Below are 21,204 nucleotides of genomic sequence, written 5' to 3'. Positions count from 1 at the left end.
CCCGCCAGGCAGGGACCCCAATTTTTCGATTGGCGCAATTACTTGCGCCAACCTGAGTCTTACGCGTCGAGCGAGCTCTGATCGATGACCAGACCTGGGCCCATAGTGGTGCTCAGGGTAACGCGCTTGACGTAGATACCTTTCGAAGAAGCTGGCTTGATACGCTTCAGATCAGCGATCAGGGCTTCAACGTTTTCCTTCAGCTTGACGGCGTCGAAGCCGATCTTGCCAACGGAAGTATGGATGATGCCGTTTTTGTCGGTGCGATAACGAACCTGACCAGCCTTGGCGTTTTTAACCGCGGTGGCTACGTCTGGCGTTACGGTGCCGACTTTAGGGTTAGGCATCAGACCACGTGGACCGAGGATCTGACCCAACTGACCTACAACGCGCATGGCATCCGGGGATGCGATCACTACGTCATAGTTCAGGTCGCCGCCCTTCATTTCAGCAGCCAGATCGTCCATGCCTACGCGATCAGCACCAGCAGCCAGAGCAGCTTCTGCTGCTGGGCCCTGGGTGAAGACAGCTACACGAACGGTCTTGCCAGTGCCGTGTGGCAGCACGGTAGCGCTACGAACGACCTGGTCGGATTTACGTGGGTCAACGCCCAGGTTTACAGCAACGTCGAACGACTCGCTGAACTTGACAGTCGACAGCTCAGCCAGCAGAGCGGCGGCATCTACAAAGTTGTAGGCCTTGCCTGCTTCGATTTTGCCGGCGATAGCCTTTTGACGCTTGGTCAGCTTAGCCATTACACACCCTCCACGTTAAGGCCCATGCTACGAGCAGAACCGGCGATAGTACGCACGGCTGCATCCATATCAGCTGCAGTCAGATCCGCGTTTTTGGTTTTCGCGATTTCTTCCAGCTGAGCACGGGTAACGGTGCCAACCTTAACGGTGTTTGGACGAGCGGAACCGCTGGTCAAACCTGCAGCCTTCTTCAGCAGAACCGAAGCTGGGGTGCTTTTTGTTTCGAAAGTGAAGCTACGGTCGCTGTAGACAGTGATGATCACTGGAGTCGGCAGACCTGGCTCAAGACCCTGAGTACGGGCGTTGAAAGCCTTGCAGAATTCCATGATGTTCACGCCGTGCTGACCCAGGGCAGGACCAACAGGTGGGCTTGGGTTAGCCTGAGCGGCCTTCACTTGCAGCTTGATGTAAGCGGTAATTTTCTTGGCCATGAGGCACTCCAATTACGGGTTCGAACGCCTCGAAAGGCTCCCCGGTTACTTGCGCGTTTATCCCAGTGACGACAAAACCCCACAGCCTTGGGCTGCGGGGTTGGGATGCCTGCTCAATCAGACCTTTTCGACCTGACTGAACTCTAGCTCTACCGGAGTAGAGCGACCGAAAATGAGCACTGCGACTTGGATCCGGCTCTTTTCGTAGTTAACTTCTTCAACCGTGCCGTTAAAATCAGCGAATGGACCGTCAGTGACGCGTACAACCTCACCTGGTTCAAACAGTGTCTTCGGCTTCGGCTTGTCGCTACCATCAGCGACGCGACGCAGAATCGCTTCTGCCTCTTTATCTGTGATCGGCGCAGGCTTGTCGGCGGTACCGCCAATGAAGCCCATCACCCGAGGGGTATCCTTGACCAAGTGCCAAGTCCCTTCGTTCATGTCCATCTGTACCAGCACGTAGCCCGGAAAGAACTTACGTTCACTTTTGCGCTTCTGGCCATTACGCATCTCAACCACTTCTTCAGTGGGGACCAGAATCTCGCCAAAGCCATCTTCCATGCCAGCCAGCTTTACGCGCTCTACCAGCGAGCGCATAACATGCTTCTCGTAACCCGAGTAAGCATGCACAACGTACCAACGCTTAGCCACGGGACACCCTTAGCCAACAATCAAGGAAACAAGCCAGCCGAGCAGGGAATCGAGCCCCCACAACAGCAACGCCATTACCAGAACAACAGCCACAACAATCAACGTGGTCTGCGTGGTTTCTTGGCGAGTCGGCCATACGACTTTACGAATCTCGGTGCGAGCTTCCTTAGCGAGTACAAAGAAAGACTTGCCCTTGGCTGTCTGCAGGCCTACAAAGGCAGCAACAGCAGCAATGGCAAGCAATGCAAGTACGCGGTACAGGATCGGCGAAGCAGAATAATACTGATTGCCAACAACGCCAATAACCACCAAAGCGACTACCACTAGCCACTTGAGCAGATCGAAGCGAGAGCCTTGAGCTTCAGCTTTAGGAGTCATCTATGAAGATCCTGTGAAAAGAAAGCCAGACACACTGAGTGAATCTGGCAGGTCAGGAGGGAATCGAACCCCCAACCTACGGTTTTGGAGACCGTCGCTCTGCCAATTGAGCTACTGACCTAAAACAAAATCAGGCCGACCATTATGCCGGCCCGAAAAAGACATTACAACTGTTTACTCGATGACTTTAGCTACGACGCCAGCGCCGACGGTACGACCGCCTTCACGGATAGCGAAACGCAGACCGTCTTCCATCGCGATGGTCTTGATCAAGGTAACAGTCATCTGAATGTTGTCACCTGGCATTACCATTTCAACGCCTTCTGGCAGCTCGCAGTTACCAGTCACGTCAGTTGTACGGAAGTAGAACTGTGGACGGTAGCCCTTGAAGAACGGAGTATGACGGCCGCCCTCTTCCTTGCTCAGAACGTAAACTTCTGCGGTGAACTTGGTGTGCGGCTTGACGGTACCTGGCTTGACCAGAACCTGGCCACGCTCAACATCGTCACGCTTGGTGCCGCGCAGCAGCACGCCGCAGTTCTCACCAGCACGACCTTCGTCGAGCAGCTTGCGGAACATTTCAACGCCGGTGCAGGTAGTTTTCTGAGTATCGCGCAGACCGACAATCTCAACTTCTTCCTGGATACGGACGATGCCACGCTCAACACGACCAGTCACAACAGTACCGCGACCGGAGATCGAGAACACGTCTTCGATCGGCATCAGGAACGGCTTATCGATAGCACGCTCTGGCTCTGGGATGTAGCTATCCAGAGTTTCCACCAGCTTCTTGACAGCAGTGGTGCCCATTTCGTTGTCGTCTTGGCCGTTCAGAGCCATCAGAGCCGAACCGATGATGATTGGAGTATCATCACCTGGGAAATCGTAAGTGCTCAGCAGATCGCGCACTTCCATCTCAACCAGTTCCAGCAGCTCAGCGTCGTCAACCATGTCAGCCTTGTTCAGGAAGACAACGATGTACGGAACGCCTACCTGACGGGACAGCAGGATGTGCTCACGGGTTTGCGGCATCGGACCATCAGCGGCCGAGCAAACCAGGATCGCGCCGTCCATCTGAGCAGCACCAGTGATCATGTTTTTTACGTAGTCGGCGTGACCTGGGCAGTCAACGTGTGCGTAGTGACGCACGGCCGAATCGTACTCAACGTGAGCGGTGTTGATGGTGATACCGCGAGCTTTCTCTTCCGGGGCGCTGTCGATCTTGTCGAAGTCAACCTTGGCCGAACCGAAAACTTCGGAGCAGACACGGGTCAGAGCAGCGGTCAGCGTGGTTTTACCGTGGTCAACGTGACCAATGGTACCAACGTTGACGTGCGGCTTATTACGTTCGAACTTTTCCTTAGCCATCGAAATCACCCCTAGGAGAAGAATTTAGCGAGTCACACAAGCCATTAAAACAAAGGCAGATATTTTCATATCTGCCTTGTTATATGGAGCTCTTGAGCGGATTTGAACCGCTGACCTCACCCTTACCAAGGGTGTGCTCTACCAACTGAGCTACAAGAGCGAAACACTTTGCACAACCTGCAAACTTGGAGCGGGTAGCGGGAATCGAACCCGCATCATCAGCTTGGAAGGCTGAGGTTCTACCACTAAACTATACCCGCGGAGCTTGCAGCTCACGCTAAAAATGGTGGAGGGGGAAGGATTCGAACCTTCGAAGTCGTAGACGTCAGATTTACAGTCTGATCCCTTTGGCCGCTCGGGAACCCCTCCTAAGCGAGCCGGCATTCTATATCATGCCAGCCTTCTGTCAAGCATTTTCTCATTAAAAACCTGAGGTTAGCTGCGTTGACGTCGCTTCGTATCGCTAACCTTTAAAGGTCTTCGCTGCGAAGCGGGCGCCATTCTATGCAAACTACCCAGCGGGTGCAACCCCTTCGCATGGCATTATTTTATGTTTTAACTCATTGAATTCTTTAGAAAGGTTTTGAAGCAACGTTTCATTCACCTTTCCCGCGCTTTCCTGGGAAACCTGAACCCAGAATCCCCCACCCTCAGGGAGATTTGGCGAGTTCGGCGCAGCAGAACGACCTACAACGCCCGAGGCAGCCAATCGCTGCTCCAGCTGCCTGGCCAGCTCCGGACGAACAAAACCACCCAAGTAAACACAGGTCTTTGGCGCTTCACCGGGTTTACCCAGGTCGCGCCTGATAAGTGCATCCGCCGTTTCGCTCAACAGGTGAATATCCTGCTGCGAACCGCGGTACAAACTGAGCGGAGTCACATCCTTGGCGCGAAGTGGGGCCTCCTGCTGATGCCAGATGTAGTAGAAGACATTCAAAACCAGCAACAACAGAAACAACCACCGCATAGAAACCTCAAGACAAAGGACAGGCCATCGCCAAACCGACAAATACCAGGTCGGGCACCACCCTGGCATCAGGAACAACCCCGGAAACCAGATTGGCGTCCCCACCCGTGAGAAACACCACGAAATCCTTTCCCCAATATTGCTGCGCCAATTCAAGCTGAGTCAGGACAAACCCTCTGAGCATCAGCATGCAACCGCGCTCGACCGCTTCGACAGTTGTCCGACCTGGAGCGAGACTCTCATGGGCTCGCTCAGCCGCCATATCGTCATATCGAATTCTTCGCGTGTGAGTACGCAATTGGTTACGCATCAAAGGCATGCCCGGACAAATGAATCCGCCGAGATGCTCACCGTCCGCCGCCACAAAATCAGCCGTAATGGCAGTACCAAAATCAAGGACCAGGCACGCGCCTGAAGCAAGATGGAACCCACCAAGCAGGGCCAGCCATCGATCAAGCCCCAACCGCTCGTAATCCTGATAGCCGTTTTTCACCCCCGCCATTTCTCGGGCAGGCATAGCACGGGTCACCGACACCCCATACGCATCAACCAGAGAGGCGACCAATGAATCTGTCTCCTCCGGAGTCCTCACACTAACAAGACGACATTTCTTGAGTTGGAACTTCTCGGCATTACTGAGGCTCACCAGCAAATCGCTGTCAGAGCTGACCACACCGCCGTCAACCGTCGTCACCCCGTCGGCACGAAGAACACGCCATTTGATAAAGCTATTGCCGCAGTCAAGCTCAAGAATCATCACGCAACCTCAGGCTGAGCTCACCACCGCTAAAGTTTTTTTCCACACCCTCTACCTTCAAACGCAGCGCACCCTGGTGATCAATGCCCAGCACAATACCGTCAATTTTATTAACACCAGCAATCAGGGAGACAGCCCTGCCCTGCCAAAGATGGTGTTGCTCCCACTCCGACTGTATTGCGGCAAACCCCGATGCACGATGAAGCTCCAGATAGTGCTGAAGCTTCGCCCCCAATCGTGCCACCAGCTCATTTCGATCAAAATTCCTTCCTGCCTCAAGGCACATGGATGTCCATTGCTGGTCGACCTCATCAGTCGATTGCATATTCACATTAATCCCCACGCCCAGGACAACATGGCAAACGTCCGCAGGATCTCCCACCAACTCAAGCAAAATGCCGGCGATCTTTTTCTCTCCCACCAAGACATCATTAGGCCATTTCAGACCCGCCTCGGCGATCCCCATATCACGCAGGGCATGCATGACAGCAAGCCCGACGACCAGGCTCAGCCCTTCGATCTGTCGCATGCCGCCGTCAATGCGTAGCACCAGGCTGTGGTAGAGATTTTCGGCAAACGGACTGACCCACTTACGGCCACGACGACCACGACCAGCGACCTGTCGCTCGGCCAAAACCATGAATGGCGCCGCCACCCCACGCTCGATCAAACGCAGCGCCTCGGCGTTGGTGGAGTCAATAGTGTCAAAGATATGGACAGGCCACTCATGAAGGCCTTTTGCGCAAATCTCTGCCGCATCCAAAAGCACCAGAGGTTTAGCCAACTGATACCCCCTACCTCGAACCTTATGAACAGACAGCCCTATTTCTGCTTCCAAGTGCTGTAATTGCTTCCATACAGCACTACGACTGATACCCAGCGCAGCACCCAGCGCCTGCCCTGAATGAAAGCGACCATCCTTCAGAAGTTTTAGCAACGTGAGCATGCGGACTGCGCCCTGATAATGAGGCCCGCATGATAGCCATGCGCAAGACAGTTGCATAGAAACACAAAATGACTTTCCCGCGGGCAAAACAAAACCCCTACCTGCGTCAGCAGATAGGGGTTTCGGAATTTAATCTTGACGATGACCTACTCTCACATGGGGAAACCCCACACTACCATCGGCGATGCATCGTTTCACTGCTGAGTTCGGGATGGGATCAGGTGGTTCCAATGCTCTATGGTCGTCAAGAAATTCGGGTACTGAGTCGCGGCCAGTTGGCCTCGCTTCAGCAAATTGGGTATGTGATAGCTTCGGTGTTTTGTGAGATTCGAACTTTCGGTTCGTTTCGTCTTCACACACCGCAATCTGGTCTCGTTCGCTTTTCAGCTCGGAGGATACAAATTGCTTGGGTGTTATATGGTCAAGCCTCACGGGCAATTAGTACAGGTTAGCTCAACGCCTCACAGCGCTTACACACCCTGCCTATCAACGTCGTAGTCTTCGACGGCCCTTCAGGGGACTCAAGGTCCCAGTGAGATCTCATCTTGAGGCAAGTTTCCCGCTTAGATGCTTTCAGCGGTTATCTTTCCCGAACATAGCTACCCGGCAATGCCACTGGCGTGACAACCGGAACACCAGAGGTTCGTCCACTCCGGTCCTCTCGTACTAGGAGCAGCCCCTCTCAAATCTCAAACGTCCACGGCAGATAGGGACCGAACTGTCTCACGACGTTCTAAACCCAGCTCGCGTACCACTTTAAATGGCGAACAGCCATACCCTTGGGACCGGCTTCAGCCCCAGGATGTGATGAGCCGACATCGAGGTGCCAAACACCGCCGTCGATATGAACTCTTGGGCGGTATCAGCCTGTTATCCCCGGAGTACCTTTTATCCGTTGAGCGATGGCCCTTCCATACAGAACCACCGGATCACTAAGACCTACTTTCGTACCTGCTCGACGTGTCTGTCTCGCAGTCAAGCGCGCTTTTGCCTTTATACTCTACGACCGATTTCCGACCGGTCTGAGCGCACCTTCGTACTCCTCCGTTACTCTTTAGGAGGAGACCGCCCCAGTCAAACTACCCACCATACACTGTCCTCGATCCGGATAACGGACCTGAGTTAGAACCTCAAAGTTGCCAGGGTGGTATTTCAAGGATGGCTCCACGCGAACTGGCGTCCACGCTTCAAAGCCTCCCACCTATCCTACACAAGCAAATTCAAAGTCCAGTGCAAAGCTATAGTAAAGGTTCACGGGGTCTTTCCGTCTAGCCGCGGATACACTGCATCTTCACAGCGATTTCAATTTCACTGAGTCTCGGGTGGAGACAGCGCCGCCATCGTTACGCCATTCGTGCAGGTCGGAACTTACCCGACAAGGAATTTCGCTACCTTAGGACCGTTATAGTTACGGCCGCCGTTTACCGGGGCTTCGATCAAGAGCTTCGCGTTAGCTAACCCCATCAATTAACCTTCCGGCACCGGGCAGGCGTCACACCCTATACGTCCACTTTCGTGTTTGCAGAGTGCTGTGTTTTTAATAAACAGTCGCAGCGGCCTGGTATCTTCGACCGGCGTGGGCTTACGCAGCAAGTGCTTCACCCTCACCGGCGCACCTTCTCCCGAAGTTACGGTGCCATTTTGCCTAGTTCCTTCACCCGAGTTCTCTCAAGCGCCTTGGTATTCTCTACCCAACCACCTGTGTCGGTTTGGGGTACGGTTCCTGGTTACCTGAAGCTTAGAAGCTTTTCTTGGAAGCATGGCATCAACCACTTCGTCACCCAAAGGGTAACTCGTCATCAGCTCTCGGCCTTAGAATCCCGGATTTACCTAAGATTCCAGCCTACCACCTTAAACTTGGACAACCAACGCCAAGCTGGCCTAGCCTTCTCCGTCCCTCCATCGCAATAACCAGAAGTACAGGAATATTAACCTGTTTTCCATCGACTACGCTTTTCAGCCTCGCCTTAGGGACCGACTAACCCTGCGTCGATTAACGTTGCGCAGGAAACCTTGGTCTTTCGGCGTGGGTGTTTTTCACACCCATTGTCGTTACTCATGTCAGCATTCGCACTTCTGATACCTCCAGCAAGCTTCTCAACTCACCTTCACAGGCTTACAGAACGCTCCTCTACCGCATCACTTACGTGATACCCGTAGCTTCGGTGTATGGTTTGAGCCCCGTTACATCTTCCGCGCAGGCCGACTCGACTAGTGAGCTATTACGCTTTCTTTAAAGGGTGGCTGCTTCTAAGCCAACCTCCTAGCTGTCTAAGCCTTCCCACATCGTTTCCCACTTAACCATAACTTTGGGACCTTAGCTGACGGTCTGGGTTGTTTCCCTTTTCACGACGGACGTTAGCACCCGCCGTGTGTCTCCCATGCTCGGCACTTGTAGGTATTCGGAGTTTGCATCGGTTTGGTAAGTCGGGATGACCCCCTAGCCGAAACAGTGCTCTACCCCCTACAGTGATACATGAGGCGCTACCTAAATAGCTTTCGAGGAGAACCAGCTATCTCCGAGCTTGATTAGCCTTTCACTCCGATCCACAGGTCATCCGCTAACTTTTCAACGGTAGTCGGTTCGGTCCTCCAGTTAGTGTTACCCAACCTTCAACCTGCCCATGGATAGATCGCCCGGTTTCGGGTCTATTCCCAGCGACTAGACGCCCTATTAAGACTCGCTTTCGCTACGCCTCCCCTATTCGGTTAAGCTCGCCACTGAAAATAAGTCGCTGACCCATTATACAAAAGGTACGCAGTCACCCAACAAAGTGGGCTCCCACTGCTTGTACGCATACGGTTTCAGGATCTATTTCACTCCCCTCTCCGGGGTTCTTTTCGCCTTTCCCTCACGGTACTAGTTCACTATCGGTCAGTCAGTAGTATTTAGCCTTGGAGGATGGTCCCCCCATATTCAGACAAAGTTTCTCGTGCTCCGTCCTACTCGATTTCACTTCTAAGATCCTTTCGCGTACAGGGCTATCACCCACTATGGCCGCACTTTCCAGAGCGTTCCGCTAAAATCAAAGAAGCTTAAGGGCTAGTCCCCGTTCGCTCGCCACTACTAAGGGAATCTCGGTTGATTTCTTTTCCTCAGGGTACTTAGATGTTTCAGTTCCCCTGGTTCGCCTCTTGCACCTATGTATTCAGTACAAGATAACCATCTTATGATGGCTGGGTTCCCCCATTCAGACATCTCCGGATCAAAGTCTGTTTGCCGACTCCCCGAAGCTTTTCGCAGGCTACCACGTCTTTCATCGCCTCTGACTGCCAAGGCATCCACCGTATGCGCTTCTTCACTTGACCATATAACCCCAAGCAATCTGGTTATACTGTGAAGACGACATTCGCCGAAAATTCGATCTGGCTCTAAGAGCCACTCACAAATTTTACCTTAGCCTGATCCGTTACCAGTGAAAGTAACGTTCAGTCTATCTTTCTATCACATACCCAAATTTTTAAAGAACGATCTAATCAAAAGACTAGAAATCAACATTCACCATCACTTTGATGGAATGCTCATTTCTAAGCTTTCAGAAGCAGTTTATGGTGGAGCCAAGCGGGATCGAACCGCTGACCTCCTGCGTGCAAGGCAGGCGCTCTCCCAGCTGAGCTATGGCCCCATTACAAAATTGGTGGGTCTGGGCAGATTCGAACTGCCGACCTCACCCTTATCAGGGGTGCGCTCTAACCAACTGAGCTACAGACCCAATTTCGAGCTTGTAACTGTTAGCTATGAGCTATCAGCTTGGAGCTTAAAGCTGCTTCTATCGTCTTCTTCAATGAATCAAGCAATTCGTGTGGGAGCTCATGAAGCAGCTGCGGTCGTCGATTAAGGAGGTGATCCAGCCGCAGGTTCCCCTACGGCTACCTTGTTACGACTTCACCCCAGTCATGAATCACACCGTGGTAACCGTCCTCCCGAAGGTTAGACTAGCTACTTCTGGTGCAACCCACTCCCATGGTGTGACGGGCGGTGTGTACAAGGCCCGGGAACGTATTCACCGCGACATTCTGATTCGCGATTACTAGCGATTCCGACTTCACGCAGTCGAGTTGCAGACTGCGATCCGGACTACGATCGGTTTTGTGGGATTAGCTCCACCTCGCGGCTTGGCAACCCTCTGTACCGACCATTGTAGCACGTGTGTAGCCCAGGCCGTAAGGGCCATGATGACTTGACGTCATCCCCACCTTCCTCCGGTTTGTCACCGGCAGTCTCCTTAGAGTGCCCACCATTACGTGCTGGTAACTAAGGACAAGGGTTGCGCTCGTTACGGGACTTAACCCAACATCTCACGACACGAGCTGACGACAGCCATGCAGCACCTGTCTCAATGTTCCCGAAGGCACCAATCCATCTCTGGAAAGTTCATTGGATGTCAAGGCCTGGTAAGGTTCTTCGCGTTGCTTCGAATTAAACCACATGCTCCACCGCTTGTGCGGGCCCCCGTCAATTCATTTGAGTTTTAACCTTGCGGCCGTACTCCCCAGGCGGTCAACTTAATGCGTTAGCTGCGCCACTAAGAGCTCAAGGCTCCCAACGGCTAGTTGACATCGTTTACGGCGTGGACTACCAGGGTATCTAATCCTGTTTGCTCCCCACGCTTTCGCACCTCAGTGTCAGTATCAGTCCAGGTGGTCGCCTTCGCCACTGGTGTTCCTTCCTATATCTACGCATTTCACCGCTACACAGGAAATTCCACCACCCTCTACCATACTCTAGCTCGACAGTTTTGAATGCAGTTCCCAGGTTGAGCCCGGGGATTTCACATCCAACTTAACGAACCACCTACGCGCGCTTTACGCCCAGTAATTCCGATTAACGCTTGCACCCTCTGTATTACCGCGGCTGCTGGCACAGAGTTAGCCGGTGCTTATTCTGTCGGTAACGTCAAAACACTAACGTATTAGGTTAATGCCCTTCCTCCCAACTTAAAGTGCTTTACAATCCGAAGACCTTCTTCACACACGCGGCATGGCTGGATCAGGCTTTCGCCCATTGTCCAATATTCCCCACTGCTGCCTCCCGTAGGAGTCTGGACCGTGTCTCAGTTCCAGTGTGACTGATCATCCTCTCAGACCAGTTACGGATCGTCGCCTTGGTGAGCCATTACCCCACCAACTAGCTAATCCGACCTAGGCTCATCTGATAGCGCAAGGCCCGAAGGTCCCCTGCTTTCTCCCGTAGGACGTATGCGGTATTAGCGTCCGTTTCCGAGCGTTATCCCCCACTACCAGGCAGATTCCTAGGCATTACTCACCCGTCCGCCGCTCTCAAGAGGTGCAAGCACCTCTCTACCGCTCGACTTGCATGTGTTAGGCCTGCCGCCAGCGTTCAATCTGAGCCATGATCAAACTCTTCAGTTCAAACATCTTTGGGTTTTGAGAAAACCCTAAACTTGGCTCAGCAATCGTTGGTTACATCTTTGATTTCTCGCGGAGTAACTTGTGATGCTGATAATCTGTTGACTAGCAGTCTGACTCCACAAGCACCCACACGAATTGCTTGATTCAGTTGTTAAAGAGCGGTTGGCTGAGTCTTTCGTCTCAACCGAGGCGCGCATTCTACAGCGCCCCGTGTATCTGTCAAGCGGTTATTTTCAGAAGTTTTCAAAGTTTCCTTTGCAACTTCAACCACTTGCGCTTCCGATCTCTCGTTAGCGGGAGGCGAATTCTACAGCGTTACTCGCTGCTGTCAACACCTCTTTTTCACCGCTTTCGACCGAGAAGATCGAACCGCTGATAGAGCCAAACAACACCGCTCTACCTGCTCCTTCCGTGCTTCGATGAACTGAAGCCCAACACCTTCGAAACTTACTTAACTCATTGAATATCAAGGAGTTTTCCGTTTCGACTGCGCCGGAAGTGGGGCGAATTATAGACTTCCAGAATCTGCCGTCAACACCTATTTTCAGCTTTATTCGGATTTCAGCGTAATACGCGCGAAAGCCTTCTTGCCGGCCTGGCATACATGAGTAGAGCCCAGCTCATATATATAGGTGCGATCCACAACCTCACCATCGATACGCACACCACCCGAACCCAGGAGGTCTCGCGCCACCGCAGCATTCTTGACCAGGCCTGCTTTATTAAGGACTGCCGCAATCGGCATATCCTCGGCAGCAGTCAGCTCGATCTCCGGCAGATCGTCCGGCAGTTCGCCATCCTTCATACGATTGCCTGCCGCACGATGAGCACTGGCCGCAGCCTCCTCACCATGGAAACGAGCAACAATTTCTTCGGCCAGCTTGATCTTGATGTCGCGCGGATTGGCCCCTGCCTCGACATCGGCACGGAACGCATTGATTTCATCCATGGACCGGAAGCTCAACAGCTCGAAGTAGCGCCACATCAGCACATCAGGAATGGAGACCAGCTTGCTGTACATGACGCCTGGCGCTTCCTGGATACCAACGTAGTTGCCCAGCGATTTGGACATCTTCTTCACGCCATCCAGACCTTCGAGCAATGGCATGGTCAGAATGCACTGCGCCTCCTGGCCATAACCACGCTGCAACTCACGCCCCATCAACAGGTTGAACTTCTGGTCAGTACCGCCGAGTTCAACGTCCGCGCGCAACGCGACCGAGTCATAGCCCTGTACAAGCGGGTAGAGGAACTCATGAATGGCAATTGGCTGATTGGACTTATAGCGCTTGTCGAAATCATCGCGCTCGAGCATACGAGCCACGGTGTATTGAGACGTCAGGCGAATGAAATCCGCCGGCCCCATCTGGTCCATCCAAGTGGAGTTGAAAGCCACTTCGGTCTTGGCCGGATCAAGAATCTTGAAAACCTGAGTCTTGTAGGTCTCGGCGTTATCGAGAACCTGCTCACGAGTCAGCGGTGGGCGCGTAGCACTCTTGCCGCTTGGATCACCAATCATCCCGGTGAAGTCACCTATAAGGAAGATGACCTGGTGCCCCAGATCCTGGAACTGGCGCAGCTTATTAATAAGCACGGTATGACCCAGGTGCAGATCGGGCGCCGTCGGATCGAAACCAGCCTTGATACGCAGCGGTTGCCCGCGCTTGAGCTTTTCGATCAGCTCGGACTCGACCAACAGTTCTTCCGCACCACGTTTGATCAGCGCTAGCTGCTCTTCGACCGACTTCATAACAGACCCGTAAGGCTCAGATTTAAAGGGCCCCAACCATACAAGATCGCGCACCAAATACAAGGTTTGCCCGGCGCACGGACACCAATCCACAGAACAGAGCGTCCGCGGGCTTGCTTCGCAGGGGTTTTGGTTATATTTTATACAGTTATTTCATCTTCATCATGTCATTCATCTTTTCCAATTCATCTTTTCAAAAGTCAAAATTACCTATGACCACAGAACCGTCTAAAGCGCCACCGCTTTACCCAAAGACCCACCTGCTTGCCGCAAGTGGCATCGCAGCCCTCCTTAGCCTGGCGCTCCTGGTGTTTCCCTCCAGCGATGTTGAAGCCAAAAAGACGACTCTGAGTCTTGAACTGGAAAGTCCTGCTGAACAACTGACACAAGAACAAGACGCCGCCGAAGCCGTTCAAGCCACAAACGAACCGGCCGCCTCTCCTTTTGCGCAGATTGAAAACAGCCCGCAAGACACCACAGAGACCGCAGCTCAGGCAGAAGCGCCTGTTGCAGAAGAAAAGAAAGGACCAGACCATCGCGAAGTGATTGTGGCCAAGGGCGACACACTTTCCACTCTCTTCGAAAAGGTTGGCCTGCCCTCGACTTCGGTCCATGAAATCCTGGCCAGCGACAAGCAAGCCAAGCAGTTCACTCAACTGCAGCGCGGCCAGAAACTCGAATTCGAACTCAATCCAGACGGACAGCTGACCAACCTGCACACCAAGCTGAGCGACCTGGAAAGCATCACCCTGACCAAAAACGACAAGGGTTATGTATTTAACCGCGTCACCGCCAAGCCTACCGTTCGCTCGGCTTACGTTCATGGCGTCATCAACAGCTCATTGTCCCAGTCGGCTGCTCGTGCCGGCCTTTCCCATAGCCTGACCATGGACATGGCCAGTGTATTTGGCTACGACATCGACTTCGCTCAGGACATTCGCCAGGGCGACGAATTCGACATCATCTATGAGCAGAAAGTGGTCAATGGTAAGAGCGTCGGCAACGGTCCGATTCTTTCCGCGCGCTTCACCAACCGCGGCAAGACGTACACCGCAGTGCGCTACACCAACAAGCAAGGCAACAGCAGCTACTACACCGCCGATGGCAACAGCATGCGCAAGGCCTTCATCCGTACACCGGTTGATTTCGCCCGTATCAGCTCGAAGTTCTCCGCCGGTCGCAAGCATCCAATCCTGAACAAGATCCGCGCCCATAAAGGTGTCGACTACGCCGCCCCCCGTGGTACGCCAATCAAGGCCGCCGGCGACGGCAAGGTATTGCTGGCCGGACGTCGTGGCGGTTATGGCAACACCGTGATCATCCAGCACGGCAATACCTATCGCACGCTGTACGGCCACATGCAGGGCTTCGCCAAAGGCGTGAAGACGGGTGGTACCGTCAAGCAAGGCCAGGTTATTGGATACATCGGCACTACCGGCCTGTCCACTGGCCCGCACTTGCATTATGAATTCCAGGTCAATGGCGTCCACGTCGACCCGCTAGGCCAGAAACTGCCGATGGCCGATCCGATCGCCAAGGCCGAGCGCGCGCGCTTCCTGGCTCAAAGCCAACCCTTGATGGCTCGCATGGATCAAGAGAAAGCCACCATGCTGGCCTCGAGCAAGCGCTAAGCATGGCGCTCTATATCGGTGTGATGTCCGGGACCAGCCTGGATGGCTTGGATATCGCACTGATCGAACTGACCCCGGCGATCAAACTGATCGCCACGCACTACATTCCTATGCCCGCCGCCCTGCGCACCGAATTGCTCGGATTGTGCAGCAGTGGGCCCGATGAGATCGCCCGCTCCGCCATTGCCCAGCAAAGCTGGGTGAAGCTGGCTGCACAGGGTATCCATACCCTGCTCAACGAACAGAAACTCAAGCCTGAAGACATCACGGCGGTCGGCAGCCACGGCCAGACCATCCGCCATGAACCAGCCCGCGGGTTTACCGTACAGATTGGCAACCCGGCCTTGTTGAGCGAGTTGACCGGTATCGCCGTCGTCAGCGATTTCCGCAGCCGCGACGTCGCCGCCGGTGGACAAGGTGCCCCGCTGGTTCCGGCGTTTCACGAAGCATTGTTCGAAGAGCGAGTCGGCAATCGTGCCGTGCTGAATGTCGGCGGTTTCAGCAATCTCAGCCTGATAGAGCCCGCAAAACCAGTAGCCGGTTTCGACTGTGGCCCGGGCAACGTATTGCTCGATGCCTGGATACACCAACAACGAGGCGACCATTTCGATCGCGACGGTCAATGGGCTGCCAGCGGGAAAGTCGAACCTGTCTTGCTCAAGGCACTGCTCAGCGATCCCTTCTTTGTCACCAAGGGTCCAAAAAGTACCGGGCGCGAAGTATTCAACCTGCCTTGGCTGACACAGCATTTGTCGCAGTTGCCAGCCTTCGCCTCGGAAGACGTGCAGGCAACGTTGCTCGAACTGACAGCCCTGACCATCGTCGAATCCCTCCAACATGCCCAGTCCAATACTCAAGAGTTGCTGGTCTGTGGCGGCGGCGCGCACAACCAGGCGCTCATGCAGCGCCTGGCTGACTTGCTGCCGAATGCCAAAGTCAGCAGTACGGCGGTGTACGGCGTAGACCCGGATTGGGTTGAAGCCATGGCTTTCGCCTGGCTTGCCCATTGTTGTCTTGAAGGTATTCCAGGCAACCGCCCAAGTGTCACCGGCGCACGCGGGCTGCGCATACTCGGCGCCATCTACCCGGCCTGAATCCAATAATTACGGACAAAAAAAGCCGCAGGGCCCTAAGGCACTGCGGCTTTTTTATTGAAGCACTCAGATCGAGAACGAAGAACCGCACCCACAGGTCGTGGTCGCGTTTGGGTTCTTGATCACGAACCGCGAGCCTTCCAGGCCTTCCTGGTAATCCACCTCGGCACCTGCCAGGTACTGGAAGCTCATCGGATCGACCACCAGGCTGACCCCTTCGCGCTCGACGATGGTGTCATCGTCAGCCACTTCTTCATCAAAAGTGAAACCGTACTGGAAACCGGAACAACCGCCGCCCGTTACAAACACGCGCAGCTTCAAACGATCATTGCCCTCTTCATCGACCAGGCTCTTCACCTTGTGCGCGGCACCGTGGGTGAATTGCAAAGCCGTGGGGGTGAAGGTTTCGACGCTCATGCTGAATATCTCCCGGCGCTTACGCCGCCATAATGCGTGATGGCGGGCATTATCCGCTTCTCCTAGAAAATCGGTCAACTATTTAGAAGAGCAGCGGCGACTACAAGCCTCAAGCTTGTAGCTGCCAACTTGAAACGAGTGACTGCCGTTACGGTAACATCCCTGCATGGGACAGCCCCAGGCGCTCATCCAGCCCGAACAGGATGTTCAGGTTCTGCACTGCCTGGCCGGACGCGCCCTTGACCAGGTTATCGATGACCGACAACACCACCACCAGATCACCGTCCTGTGGACGATGCACGGCGATCCGGCAAACGTTCGCACCGCGCACGCTGCGGGTTTCCGGATGGCTGCCGGCCGGCATTACGTCGACGAACGGTTCGTTGGCGTAGCGCTTTTCAAACAACGCCTGCAGGTCCACCGAACGATCGACGACGGTTGCATACAGAGTGGAGTGGATGCCACGAATCATCGGCGTCAGGTGCGGCACGAAGGTCAGGCCGACCTCCTTGCCCGCGGCCCGGCGCAATCCCTGGCGAATTTCCGGCAGATGACGATGCCCCTTGACCGCGTACGCCTTCATGCTTTCCGACGTCTCGGAGTAAAGCGAACCGACACTGGCGCCACGCCCGGCACCACTGACACCGGACTTGCAGTCGGCAATCAGACGCGAAGCGTCGGCAAGACCGGCCTCGAGCAGCGGCAGGAACCCCAGCTGAGTTGCCGTCGGATAGCAACCCGGTACCGCGATCAGTCGCGCCTGCTTGATTTTCTCGCGATTGACTTCCGGCAAGCCGTAGACCGCCTCGTCGAGCAGATCCGGCGCGCCGTGGGGCTGACCGTACCACTTGGCCCATTCATCGGCGTCCTGCAGACGGAAGTCCGCCGACAGGTCGATGACCTTGGTCCCGGCGGCCAGCAGTTCACCCGCCAGGGCGTGGGCAACACCGTGGGGCGTGGCGAAGAACACCACATCGCAGGCGCCGAGGGTCTTGATGTCCGGAACGCTGAACGCCAGGCCGTCGTAATGGCCGCGCAGGTTCGGGTACATGTCGGCGACGGCCAGGCCGGCCTCGGATCGGGAAGTGATGACCACCACCTCAGCTTGCGGATGCTGTGCCAATAGACGCAGCAGTTCGACACCGGTGTACCCCGTGCCGCCGACGATACCGACCTTGACCATAAACCTGCCCTCAACGAACCCACTGGAAAGCCGTCGATGATAGGGGCCGCAGGGCCCGGCGACAACCGCCAAGGTGACGTGCGGACGCTCTAACCTCTACTATCGGGCTACCGTGAATCCTGGGAATAACTAAAAATGCTCTATCTGTGGCTCAAAGCACTTCACATCGTCAGCATGGTCTGCTGGTTCGCCGGCCTGTTCTACCTGCCTCGCCTGTTTGTCTATCACGCCCAAAGCGAGGACAGCGTCAGCAAAGAACGTTTCAGCGTCATGGAGCGCAAGTTGTACCGCGGCATCATGGGCCCGGCGATGATTGCCACCCTGGTGTTCGGCATCTGGCTGCTCAGCCTCAACGCCGGCGCCTATTTCACTCAAGGTGGCTGGATGCACGCCAAGCTGACCCTGGTCGTGCTGCTGATCGGCTACCACCATATGTGCGGCGCCCAAGTGAAGCGCTTCGCCCGTGGCGAAAACACCCGCAGCCATGTCTTTTATCGCTGGTTCAATGAAGTGCCGGTTCTGATATTGCTGGCTATCGTAATTCTGGTCGTCGTCCGACCGTTCTAATTTCCAATGCAGCATCCATTATCCGGGGTACTTGCGATGTCGTTGCCCGCTCTGCTTGAACAACGCTTGCGCCTGCCCGTCGTGGCAGCGCCAATGTTCCTGATTTCCAGTCCGCAACTGGTGCTGGCCTGCTGCCGCAACGGCATCGTTGGCAGTTTTCCGGCGTTGAACCAGCGCGAGAGCAGTGGCTTCAAGGCCTGGCTCGAGGAAATCGAAGCAGGCCTGGCGACCCTGGAGAATCCGGCACCCTACGCTGTGAACCTGATCGTCCATCACAGCAACCCGCGGCTTCAGGCCGACTTGGCCATCTGCATCGAACACAAGGTGCCGATCGTCATCACCAGCCTGGGCGCGGTGAAGGAGTTGGTGGATGCCGTCCATGCTTATGGCGGACTGGTGTTCCATGACGTGACGACCCGGCGTCATGCCGAGAAAGCCGCCGAAGCCGGTGTCGATGGCTTGATCGCCGTTGCCGCCGGAGCAGGCGGGCACGCCGGAACGTGGAGCCCGTTTTCACTAGTCGCCGAGATCCGGCAGTTTTTCGACAAAACCGTGCTGCTTGCAGGATGCCTGAACCACGGTCATCAGATTCTGGCCGCACAATTGCTCGGCGCCGATCTGGCCTACTTCGGTACGCGCTTTATCGCTACGAGCGAAAGCCACGCCCCTGACGCTTATAAAGAGATGTTGCTCACATCCAGAGCCGCAGACATCGTGCATACTCCCGCTGTATCCGGAGTGCCGGCCAGCTTCATGCGTCAGAGCCTGGAGAATGCCGGTTTCGATCTGACCGCCCTGCAGAACAAGGGCGAGGTGGATTTTGGCTCGAAACTCAAACCGCTGAACGATGAAGCCAAGGCCTGGAAAACCGTATGGTCCGCTGGCCAGGGCGTGGGTGAAATCGATGATTTGCCCAGCGTCGATCAGTTGGTGGCACGCCTGGATGAAGAATACCGTCAGGCACATGCCCGGGCGGCGCAGCTTGGCGGGCAATGGCCCCGTTGAAGCGACCCTAAAAAAACAGTTACTTAACTTTCAGAGACAAGGATGCCGGGCATGAGCGAAACCCGTTTCAACATCGTATTCGACGGAGGCCTGATGCCGGGCGTCGATACCACCACCGCCAAACTCAACCTCGCCGAACTGTTCAAAAGCGACATCAGCGCCATTGAACGACTGTTCACCGGTCGCAAGGTTGCCCTTAAGAGCAACCTGTCCCAGAGCGAAGCCCAGCAGTACCTGGAAGCGCTCAACAAGAGCGGCATCGACGCCCGGATCGAAGCAGAACCCGCCGCCCTCCAACTGAGCCTTGGCGAAGTACAGGAGTCGCCGCAACAGCCGGGTGGACGCCATCCAGAGCCGATCGTCGACCCCGTCTCGCCGTACGCGCCTCCCCGCGCCGAAGTGGGTGAAGCGCTCGCCGAGTACAGCACGCTAAAACCCTTCAGCTTCGACGGACGTATCGGGCGTTTGCGCTACCTGGCCTGGACCATGGTGTTGACCCTGGCCATGCTGCCCTTGGTCGGCCTGGGCTTCTGGTTGGCCACGGCCTGGCTGCTGGCTTCCGACTCGATAGCTGCGCTGGTCGTCGGCGGCCTGCTCGGCGCAGCCGTTGTACTTGCCTTTGCCTTCGTGAGCATCCAGTTCAACGTCCAGCGCCTGCATGACCTCGGCTGGTCGGGGTGGTTGTGGCTGGTCAACCTCGTTCCATTCGTGGGCAGCATTTTCCCGTTCATCCTGATCATCGCCCCAGGCAATACCGGTGCAAACCAGTATGGTCCGCCGCCACCGCGCAATACCACCGCGGTCAAATTGCTGGCGTCGCTTTGGCTTGTGATGATCGTCCTGATTTTCCTGGCTACCTTTGCCGGCATCTTCGGAGCCCTCCAAGAGGACTACGACAGCAGCAGCCTGAGCAGCTATGAAAGCAGCGAGTCCAGCAACGAAACCACCGAAGAACCAGCTGTCGAGGCAGCCGAGCCCGCCTCGCCTTCTGTAGACTATGAAGAAGAAGAGGAACAATAAGCGCGCTTCATGCCGGTGACAGCCCAGTCAACTGGCGGCGGGCTGTTGCGATGGAGAACTGCATGACCCGTTACGCACTGATCACTGGCGCTTCCAGCGGCATTGGCCTGGCCATGGCCGAAGCGCTGGCCCGGCGCGGCCGCAACCTGATACTGGTGGCTCGACAGCGTGATCGGCTGGAAAGTATTGCAATCGAACTGACTCAGCGGTTTGGCGTAGAGGTGTTGTTCCGGGCCTGCGACCTGGGAGAACCGCTGAGGCTTTCAGGCTTTCTCCTGGAACTGGAGGAAGGTGAGCGGCAGATCGACCTGTTGGTCAATTGCGCAGGCATCGGCACCAGCGGGCCGTTCCTGGGCCAGGACTGGATGACCGAGCAGGACCTGATCGAAGTCAACATCCTCGCCCTGACACGGCTTTGTCATGCCATCGGCAACAGCATGGCACTGCTTGGCGGCGGCCAGATCCTCAACGTCGCCTCGATTGCCGCGTTCCAGCCCGGCCCCTGGATGAGTACCTATTACGCCAGCAAGGCCTATGTGCTGCACTTCTCCGAAGCCCTGCGGGTTGAGCTGAAGAAATGCGCGATCAAGGTCTCGGTGCTTTGCCCTGGCCCAACCCGGACCGGCTTCTTTTCCAGAGCGCAGATGGACGAACAGAAGCTCATCGACAGCAAGTTGCTGATGAGCCCGGAAGAGGTGGCCCTGTACGCCGTGCGCGCGCTGGACCGCAACCGCGCCATCATCATTCCCGGACGCCGCAACCGCTGGCTGGCCGCGCTGCCGCGACTGGGGTCGCGATGGCTGGTCCGAACCATCGCCGGCATGATCAACAAGGCCTATTGCCCGCGCTGATCCCTTCAAGTTGAACAACCAGGCACCTCAACCGGAGCCTTCAAGACACCCGACCTCGAC

At 55.4% G+C, this 21,204-nt stretch carries 17 protein-coding genes, 6 tRNA genes and 3 rRNA genes; 6 read left to right on the top strand and 20 right to left on the bottom strand.

Annotated elements, in window-relative coordinates:
- Nucleotides 1-59: 59 nt before the first annotated feature.
- The 18 genes from rplA to tyrS form a co-directional block, all read right to left on the bottom strand.
- Nucleotides 60-755 carry a 50S ribosomal protein L1 gene (gene rplA, locus AB4O09_RS04005; protein WP_003186095.1) on the bottom strand — a complete coding sequence of 232 codons (696 nt, stop codon included), beginning with the start codon at nucleotides 753-755 and terminating at the stop codon, nucleotides 60-62.
- Entirely contained in the window at nucleotides 755-1,186 is a 432-nt protein-coding gene (rplK, locus tag AB4O09_RS04000; protein ID WP_003176435.1) for a 50S ribosomal protein L11, read from the bottom strand. The genes rplA and rplK overlap by 1 nt, the downstream gene beginning before the upstream one ends.
- Before the next feature lie 117 nt (nucleotides 1,187-1,303).
- Entirely contained in the window at nucleotides 1,304-1,837 is a 534-nt protein-coding gene (gene nusG, locus AB4O09_RS03995) for a transcription termination/antitermination protein NusG (protein ID WP_003186097.1), read from the bottom strand.
- A 9-nt stretch (nucleotides 1,838-1,846) separates the two neighbouring features.
- Nucleotides 1,847-2,215: a preprotein translocase subunit SecE gene (gene secE / locus AB4O09_RS03990; RefSeq protein ID WP_003206102.1), complete on the bottom strand. Its 369-nt coding sequence runs from the start codon at nucleotides 2,213-2,215 to the stop codon at nucleotides 1,847-1,849.
- 45 nt (nucleotides 2,216-2,260) lie between these two features.
- Nucleotides 2,261-2,336, bottom strand: a tRNA-Trp gene (locus tag AB4O09_RS03985).
- Between the two features lie 53 nt (nucleotides 2,337-2,389).
- Nucleotides 2,390-3,583: an elongation factor Tu gene (gene tuf, locus AB4O09_RS03980; RefSeq protein WP_003186103.1), complete on the bottom strand. Its 1,194-nt coding sequence runs from the start codon at nucleotides 3,581-3,583 to the stop codon at nucleotides 2,390-2,392.
- A gap of 84 nt (nucleotides 3,584-3,667) precedes the next feature.
- Nucleotides 3,668-3,743, bottom strand: a tRNA-Thr gene (locus tag AB4O09_RS03975).
- Nucleotides 3,744-3,769: 26 nt separating this feature from the next.
- Nucleotides 3,770-3,843, bottom strand: a tRNA-Gly gene (locus AB4O09_RS03970).
- 24 nt (nucleotides 3,844-3,867) lie between these two features.
- Nucleotides 3,868-3,952, bottom strand: a tRNA-Tyr gene (locus AB4O09_RS03965).
- Nucleotides 3,953-4,094: 142 nt separating this feature from the next.
- Nucleotides 4,095-4,550, bottom strand: a complete 456-nt coding sequence (locus AB4O09_RS03960; RefSeq protein WP_003206104.1) for a hypothetical protein — start codon at nucleotides 4,548-4,550, stop codon at nucleotides 4,095-4,097.
- Between the two features lie 7 nt (nucleotides 4,551-4,557).
- On the bottom strand, nucleotides 4,558-5,307 hold the full coding sequence (locus tag AB4O09_RS03955; protein WP_003206105.1) for a pantothenate kinase: 750 nt from the start codon (nucleotides 5,305-5,307) through the stop codon (nucleotides 4,558-4,560).
- Nucleotides 5,297-6,253 (bottom strand): bifunctional biotin--[acetyl-CoA-carboxylase] ligase/biotin operon repressor BirA, encoded by a 957-nt coding sequence (gene birA / locus AB4O09_RS03950; RefSeq protein ID WP_003206107.1) that lies wholly within the window; start codon nucleotides 6,251-6,253, stop codon nucleotides 5,297-5,299. Before birA ends, AB4O09_RS03955 begins: the two co-directional genes overlap by 11 nt.
- 133 nt (nucleotides 6,254-6,386) lie before the next feature.
- Nucleotides 6,387-6,502, bottom strand: a 5S ribosomal RNA gene (gene rrf, locus AB4O09_RS03945).
- A 168-nt stretch (nucleotides 6,503-6,670) separates the two neighbouring features.
- A 23S ribosomal RNA gene (locus AB4O09_RS03940) occupies nucleotides 6,671-9,562 on the bottom strand.
- A gap of 241 nt (nucleotides 9,563-9,803) precedes the next feature.
- Nucleotides 9,804-9,879, bottom strand: a tRNA-Ala gene (locus tag AB4O09_RS03935).
- A 10-nt stretch (nucleotides 9,880-9,889) separates the two neighbouring features.
- A tRNA-Ile gene (locus AB4O09_RS03930) sits at nucleotides 9,890-9,966 on the bottom strand.
- A 123-nt stretch (nucleotides 9,967-10,089) separates the two neighbouring features.
- Nucleotides 10,090-11,626, bottom strand: a 16S ribosomal RNA gene (locus AB4O09_RS03925).
- The 16S, 23S and 5S rRNA genes sit together here with 2 tRNA genes alongside, the layout of an rRNA operon.
- A 550-nt stretch (nucleotides 11,627-12,176) precedes the next feature.
- On the bottom strand, nucleotides 12,177-13,376 hold the full coding sequence (gene tyrS, locus AB4O09_RS03920) for a tyrosine--tRNA ligase (protein WP_003206110.1): 1,200 nt from the start codon (nucleotides 13,374-13,376) through the stop codon (nucleotides 12,177-12,179).
- 212 nt (nucleotides 13,377-13,588) lie between these two features.
- Between tyrS and AB4O09_RS03915 the strand changes: the two genes are divergently transcribed.
- Together AB4O09_RS03915 and AB4O09_RS03910 are read left to right on the top strand one after the other, a co-directional pair.
- Nucleotides 13,589-15,007: a peptidoglycan DD-metalloendopeptidase family protein gene (locus AB4O09_RS03915; RefSeq protein WP_003206111.1), complete on the top strand. Its 1,419-nt coding sequence runs from the start codon at nucleotides 13,589-13,591 to the stop codon at nucleotides 15,005-15,007.
- 2 nt (nucleotides 15,008-15,009) lie between these two features.
- Nucleotides 15,010-16,101 carry an anhydro-N-acetylmuramic acid kinase gene (locus AB4O09_RS03910; protein ID WP_013694343.1) on the top strand — a complete coding sequence of 364 codons (1,092 nt, stop codon included), beginning with the start codon at nucleotides 15,010-15,012 and terminating at the stop codon, nucleotides 16,099-16,101.
- A 66-nt stretch (nucleotides 16,102-16,167) separates the two neighbouring features.
- Here the strand turns inward: AB4O09_RS03910 and erpA are convergent, their stop codons facing one another.
- A complete protein-coding gene (gene erpA / locus AB4O09_RS03905; protein ID WP_003206114.1) occupies nucleotides 16,168-16,518 on the bottom strand; it encodes an iron-sulfur cluster insertion protein ErpA in 351 nt (116 codons plus the stop codon).
- Nucleotides 16,519-16,666: 148 nt separating this feature from the next.
- Nucleotides 16,667-17,701, bottom strand: coding sequence for an N-acetyl-gamma-glutamyl-phosphate reductase (gene argC, locus AB4O09_RS03900; protein WP_003206116.1), 1,035 nt, complete (start codon nucleotides 17,699-17,701; stop codon nucleotides 16,667-16,669).
- A 135-nt stretch (nucleotides 17,702-17,836) separates the two neighbouring features.
- Between argC and hemJ the strand changes: the two genes are divergently transcribed.
- From hemJ to AB4O09_RS03880, 4 genes are all read left to right on the top strand, one after another.
- A complete protein-coding gene (gene hemJ, locus AB4O09_RS03895; protein WP_003206117.1) occupies nucleotides 17,837-18,268 on the top strand; it encodes a protoporphyrinogen oxidase HemJ in 432 nt (143 codons plus the stop codon).
- Between the two features lie 36 nt (nucleotides 18,269-18,304).
- Nucleotides 18,305-19,273 (top strand): NAD(P)H-dependent flavin oxidoreductase, encoded by a 969-nt coding sequence (locus AB4O09_RS03890; RefSeq protein ID WP_003206119.1) that lies wholly within the window; start codon nucleotides 18,305-18,307, stop codon nucleotides 19,271-19,273.
- Between the two features lie 51 nt (nucleotides 19,274-19,324).
- Nucleotides 19,325-20,293 (top strand): DUF805 domain-containing protein, encoded by a 969-nt coding sequence (locus tag AB4O09_RS03885; protein ID WP_003206121.1) that lies wholly within the window; start codon nucleotides 19,325-19,327, stop codon nucleotides 20,291-20,293.
- A 62-nt stretch (nucleotides 20,294-20,355) separates the two neighbouring features.
- Entirely contained in the window at nucleotides 20,356-21,144 is a 789-nt protein-coding gene (locus AB4O09_RS03880; RefSeq protein ID WP_003206122.1) for an SDR family NAD(P)-dependent oxidoreductase, read from the top strand.
- Nucleotides 21,145-21,204 lie beyond the last annotated feature (60 nt).

This window comes from Pseudomonas sp. H1_F01 (assembly GCF_054681425.1).
The sequence above is the reverse complement of the archived record's forward strand: the minus strand, read 5'-3'. Positions and strand labels throughout refer to the sequence as shown.

Coding starts and splice junctions, on each gene's coding strand:
- tyrS (WP_003206110.1), bottom strand. CDS start 13,376: ATGAAGTCGGTCGAAGAGCAGCTAGCGCTGATCAAACGTGGTGCGGAA.
- argC (WP_003206116.1), bottom strand. CDS start 17,701: ATGGTCAAGGTCGGTATCGTCGGCGGCACGGGGTACACCGGTGTCGAA.
- AB4O09_RS03880 (WP_003206122.1), top strand. CDS start 20,356: ATGACCCGTTACGCACTGATCACTGGCGCTTCCAGCGGCATTGGCCTG.
- hemJ (WP_003206117.1), top strand. CDS start 17,837: ATGCTCTATCTGTGGCTCAAAGCACTTCACATCGTCAGCATGGTCTGC.
- birA (WP_003206107.1), bottom strand. CDS start 6,253: ATGCTCACGTTGCTAAAACTTCTGAAGGATGGTCGCTTTCATTCAGGG.
- tuf (WP_003186103.1), bottom strand. CDS start 3,583: ATGGCTAAGGAAAAGTTCGAACGTAATAAGCCGCACGTCAACGTTGGT.
- erpA (WP_003206114.1), bottom strand. CDS start 16,518: ATGAGCGTCGAAACCTTCACCCCCACGGCTTTGCAATTCACCCACGGT.
- rplA (WP_003186095.1), bottom strand. CDS start 755: ATGGCTAAGCTGACCAAGCGTCAAAAGGCTATCGCCGGCAAAATCGAA.
- AB4O09_RS03890 (WP_003206119.1), top strand. CDS start 18,305: ATGTCGTTGCCCGCTCTGCTTGAACAACGCTTGCGCCTGCCCGTCGTG.
- AB4O09_RS03885 (WP_003206121.1), top strand. CDS start 19,325: ATGAGCGAAACCCGTTTCAACATCGTATTCGACGGAGGCCTGATGCCG.
- secE (WP_003206102.1), bottom strand. CDS start 2,215: ATGACTCCTAAAGCTGAAGCTCAAGGCTCTCGCTTCGATCTGCTCAAG.
- AB4O09_RS03915 (WP_003206111.1), top strand. CDS start 13,589: ATGACCACAGAACCGTCTAAAGCGCCACCGCTTTACCCAAAGACCCAC.
- rplK (WP_003176435.1), bottom strand. CDS start 1,186: ATGGCCAAGAAAATTACCGCTTACATCAAGCTGCAAGTGAAGGCCGCT.
- AB4O09_RS03955 (WP_003206105.1), bottom strand. CDS start 5,307: ATGATTCTTGAGCTTGACTGCGGCAATAGCTTTATCAAATGGCGTGTT.
- AB4O09_RS03910 (WP_013694343.1), top strand. CDS start 15,010: ATGGCGCTCTATATCGGTGTGATGTCCGGGACCAGCCTGGATGGCTTG.
- AB4O09_RS03960 (WP_003206104.1), bottom strand. CDS start 4,550: ATGCGGTGGTTGTTTCTGTTGTTGCTGGTTTTGAATGTCTTCTACTAC.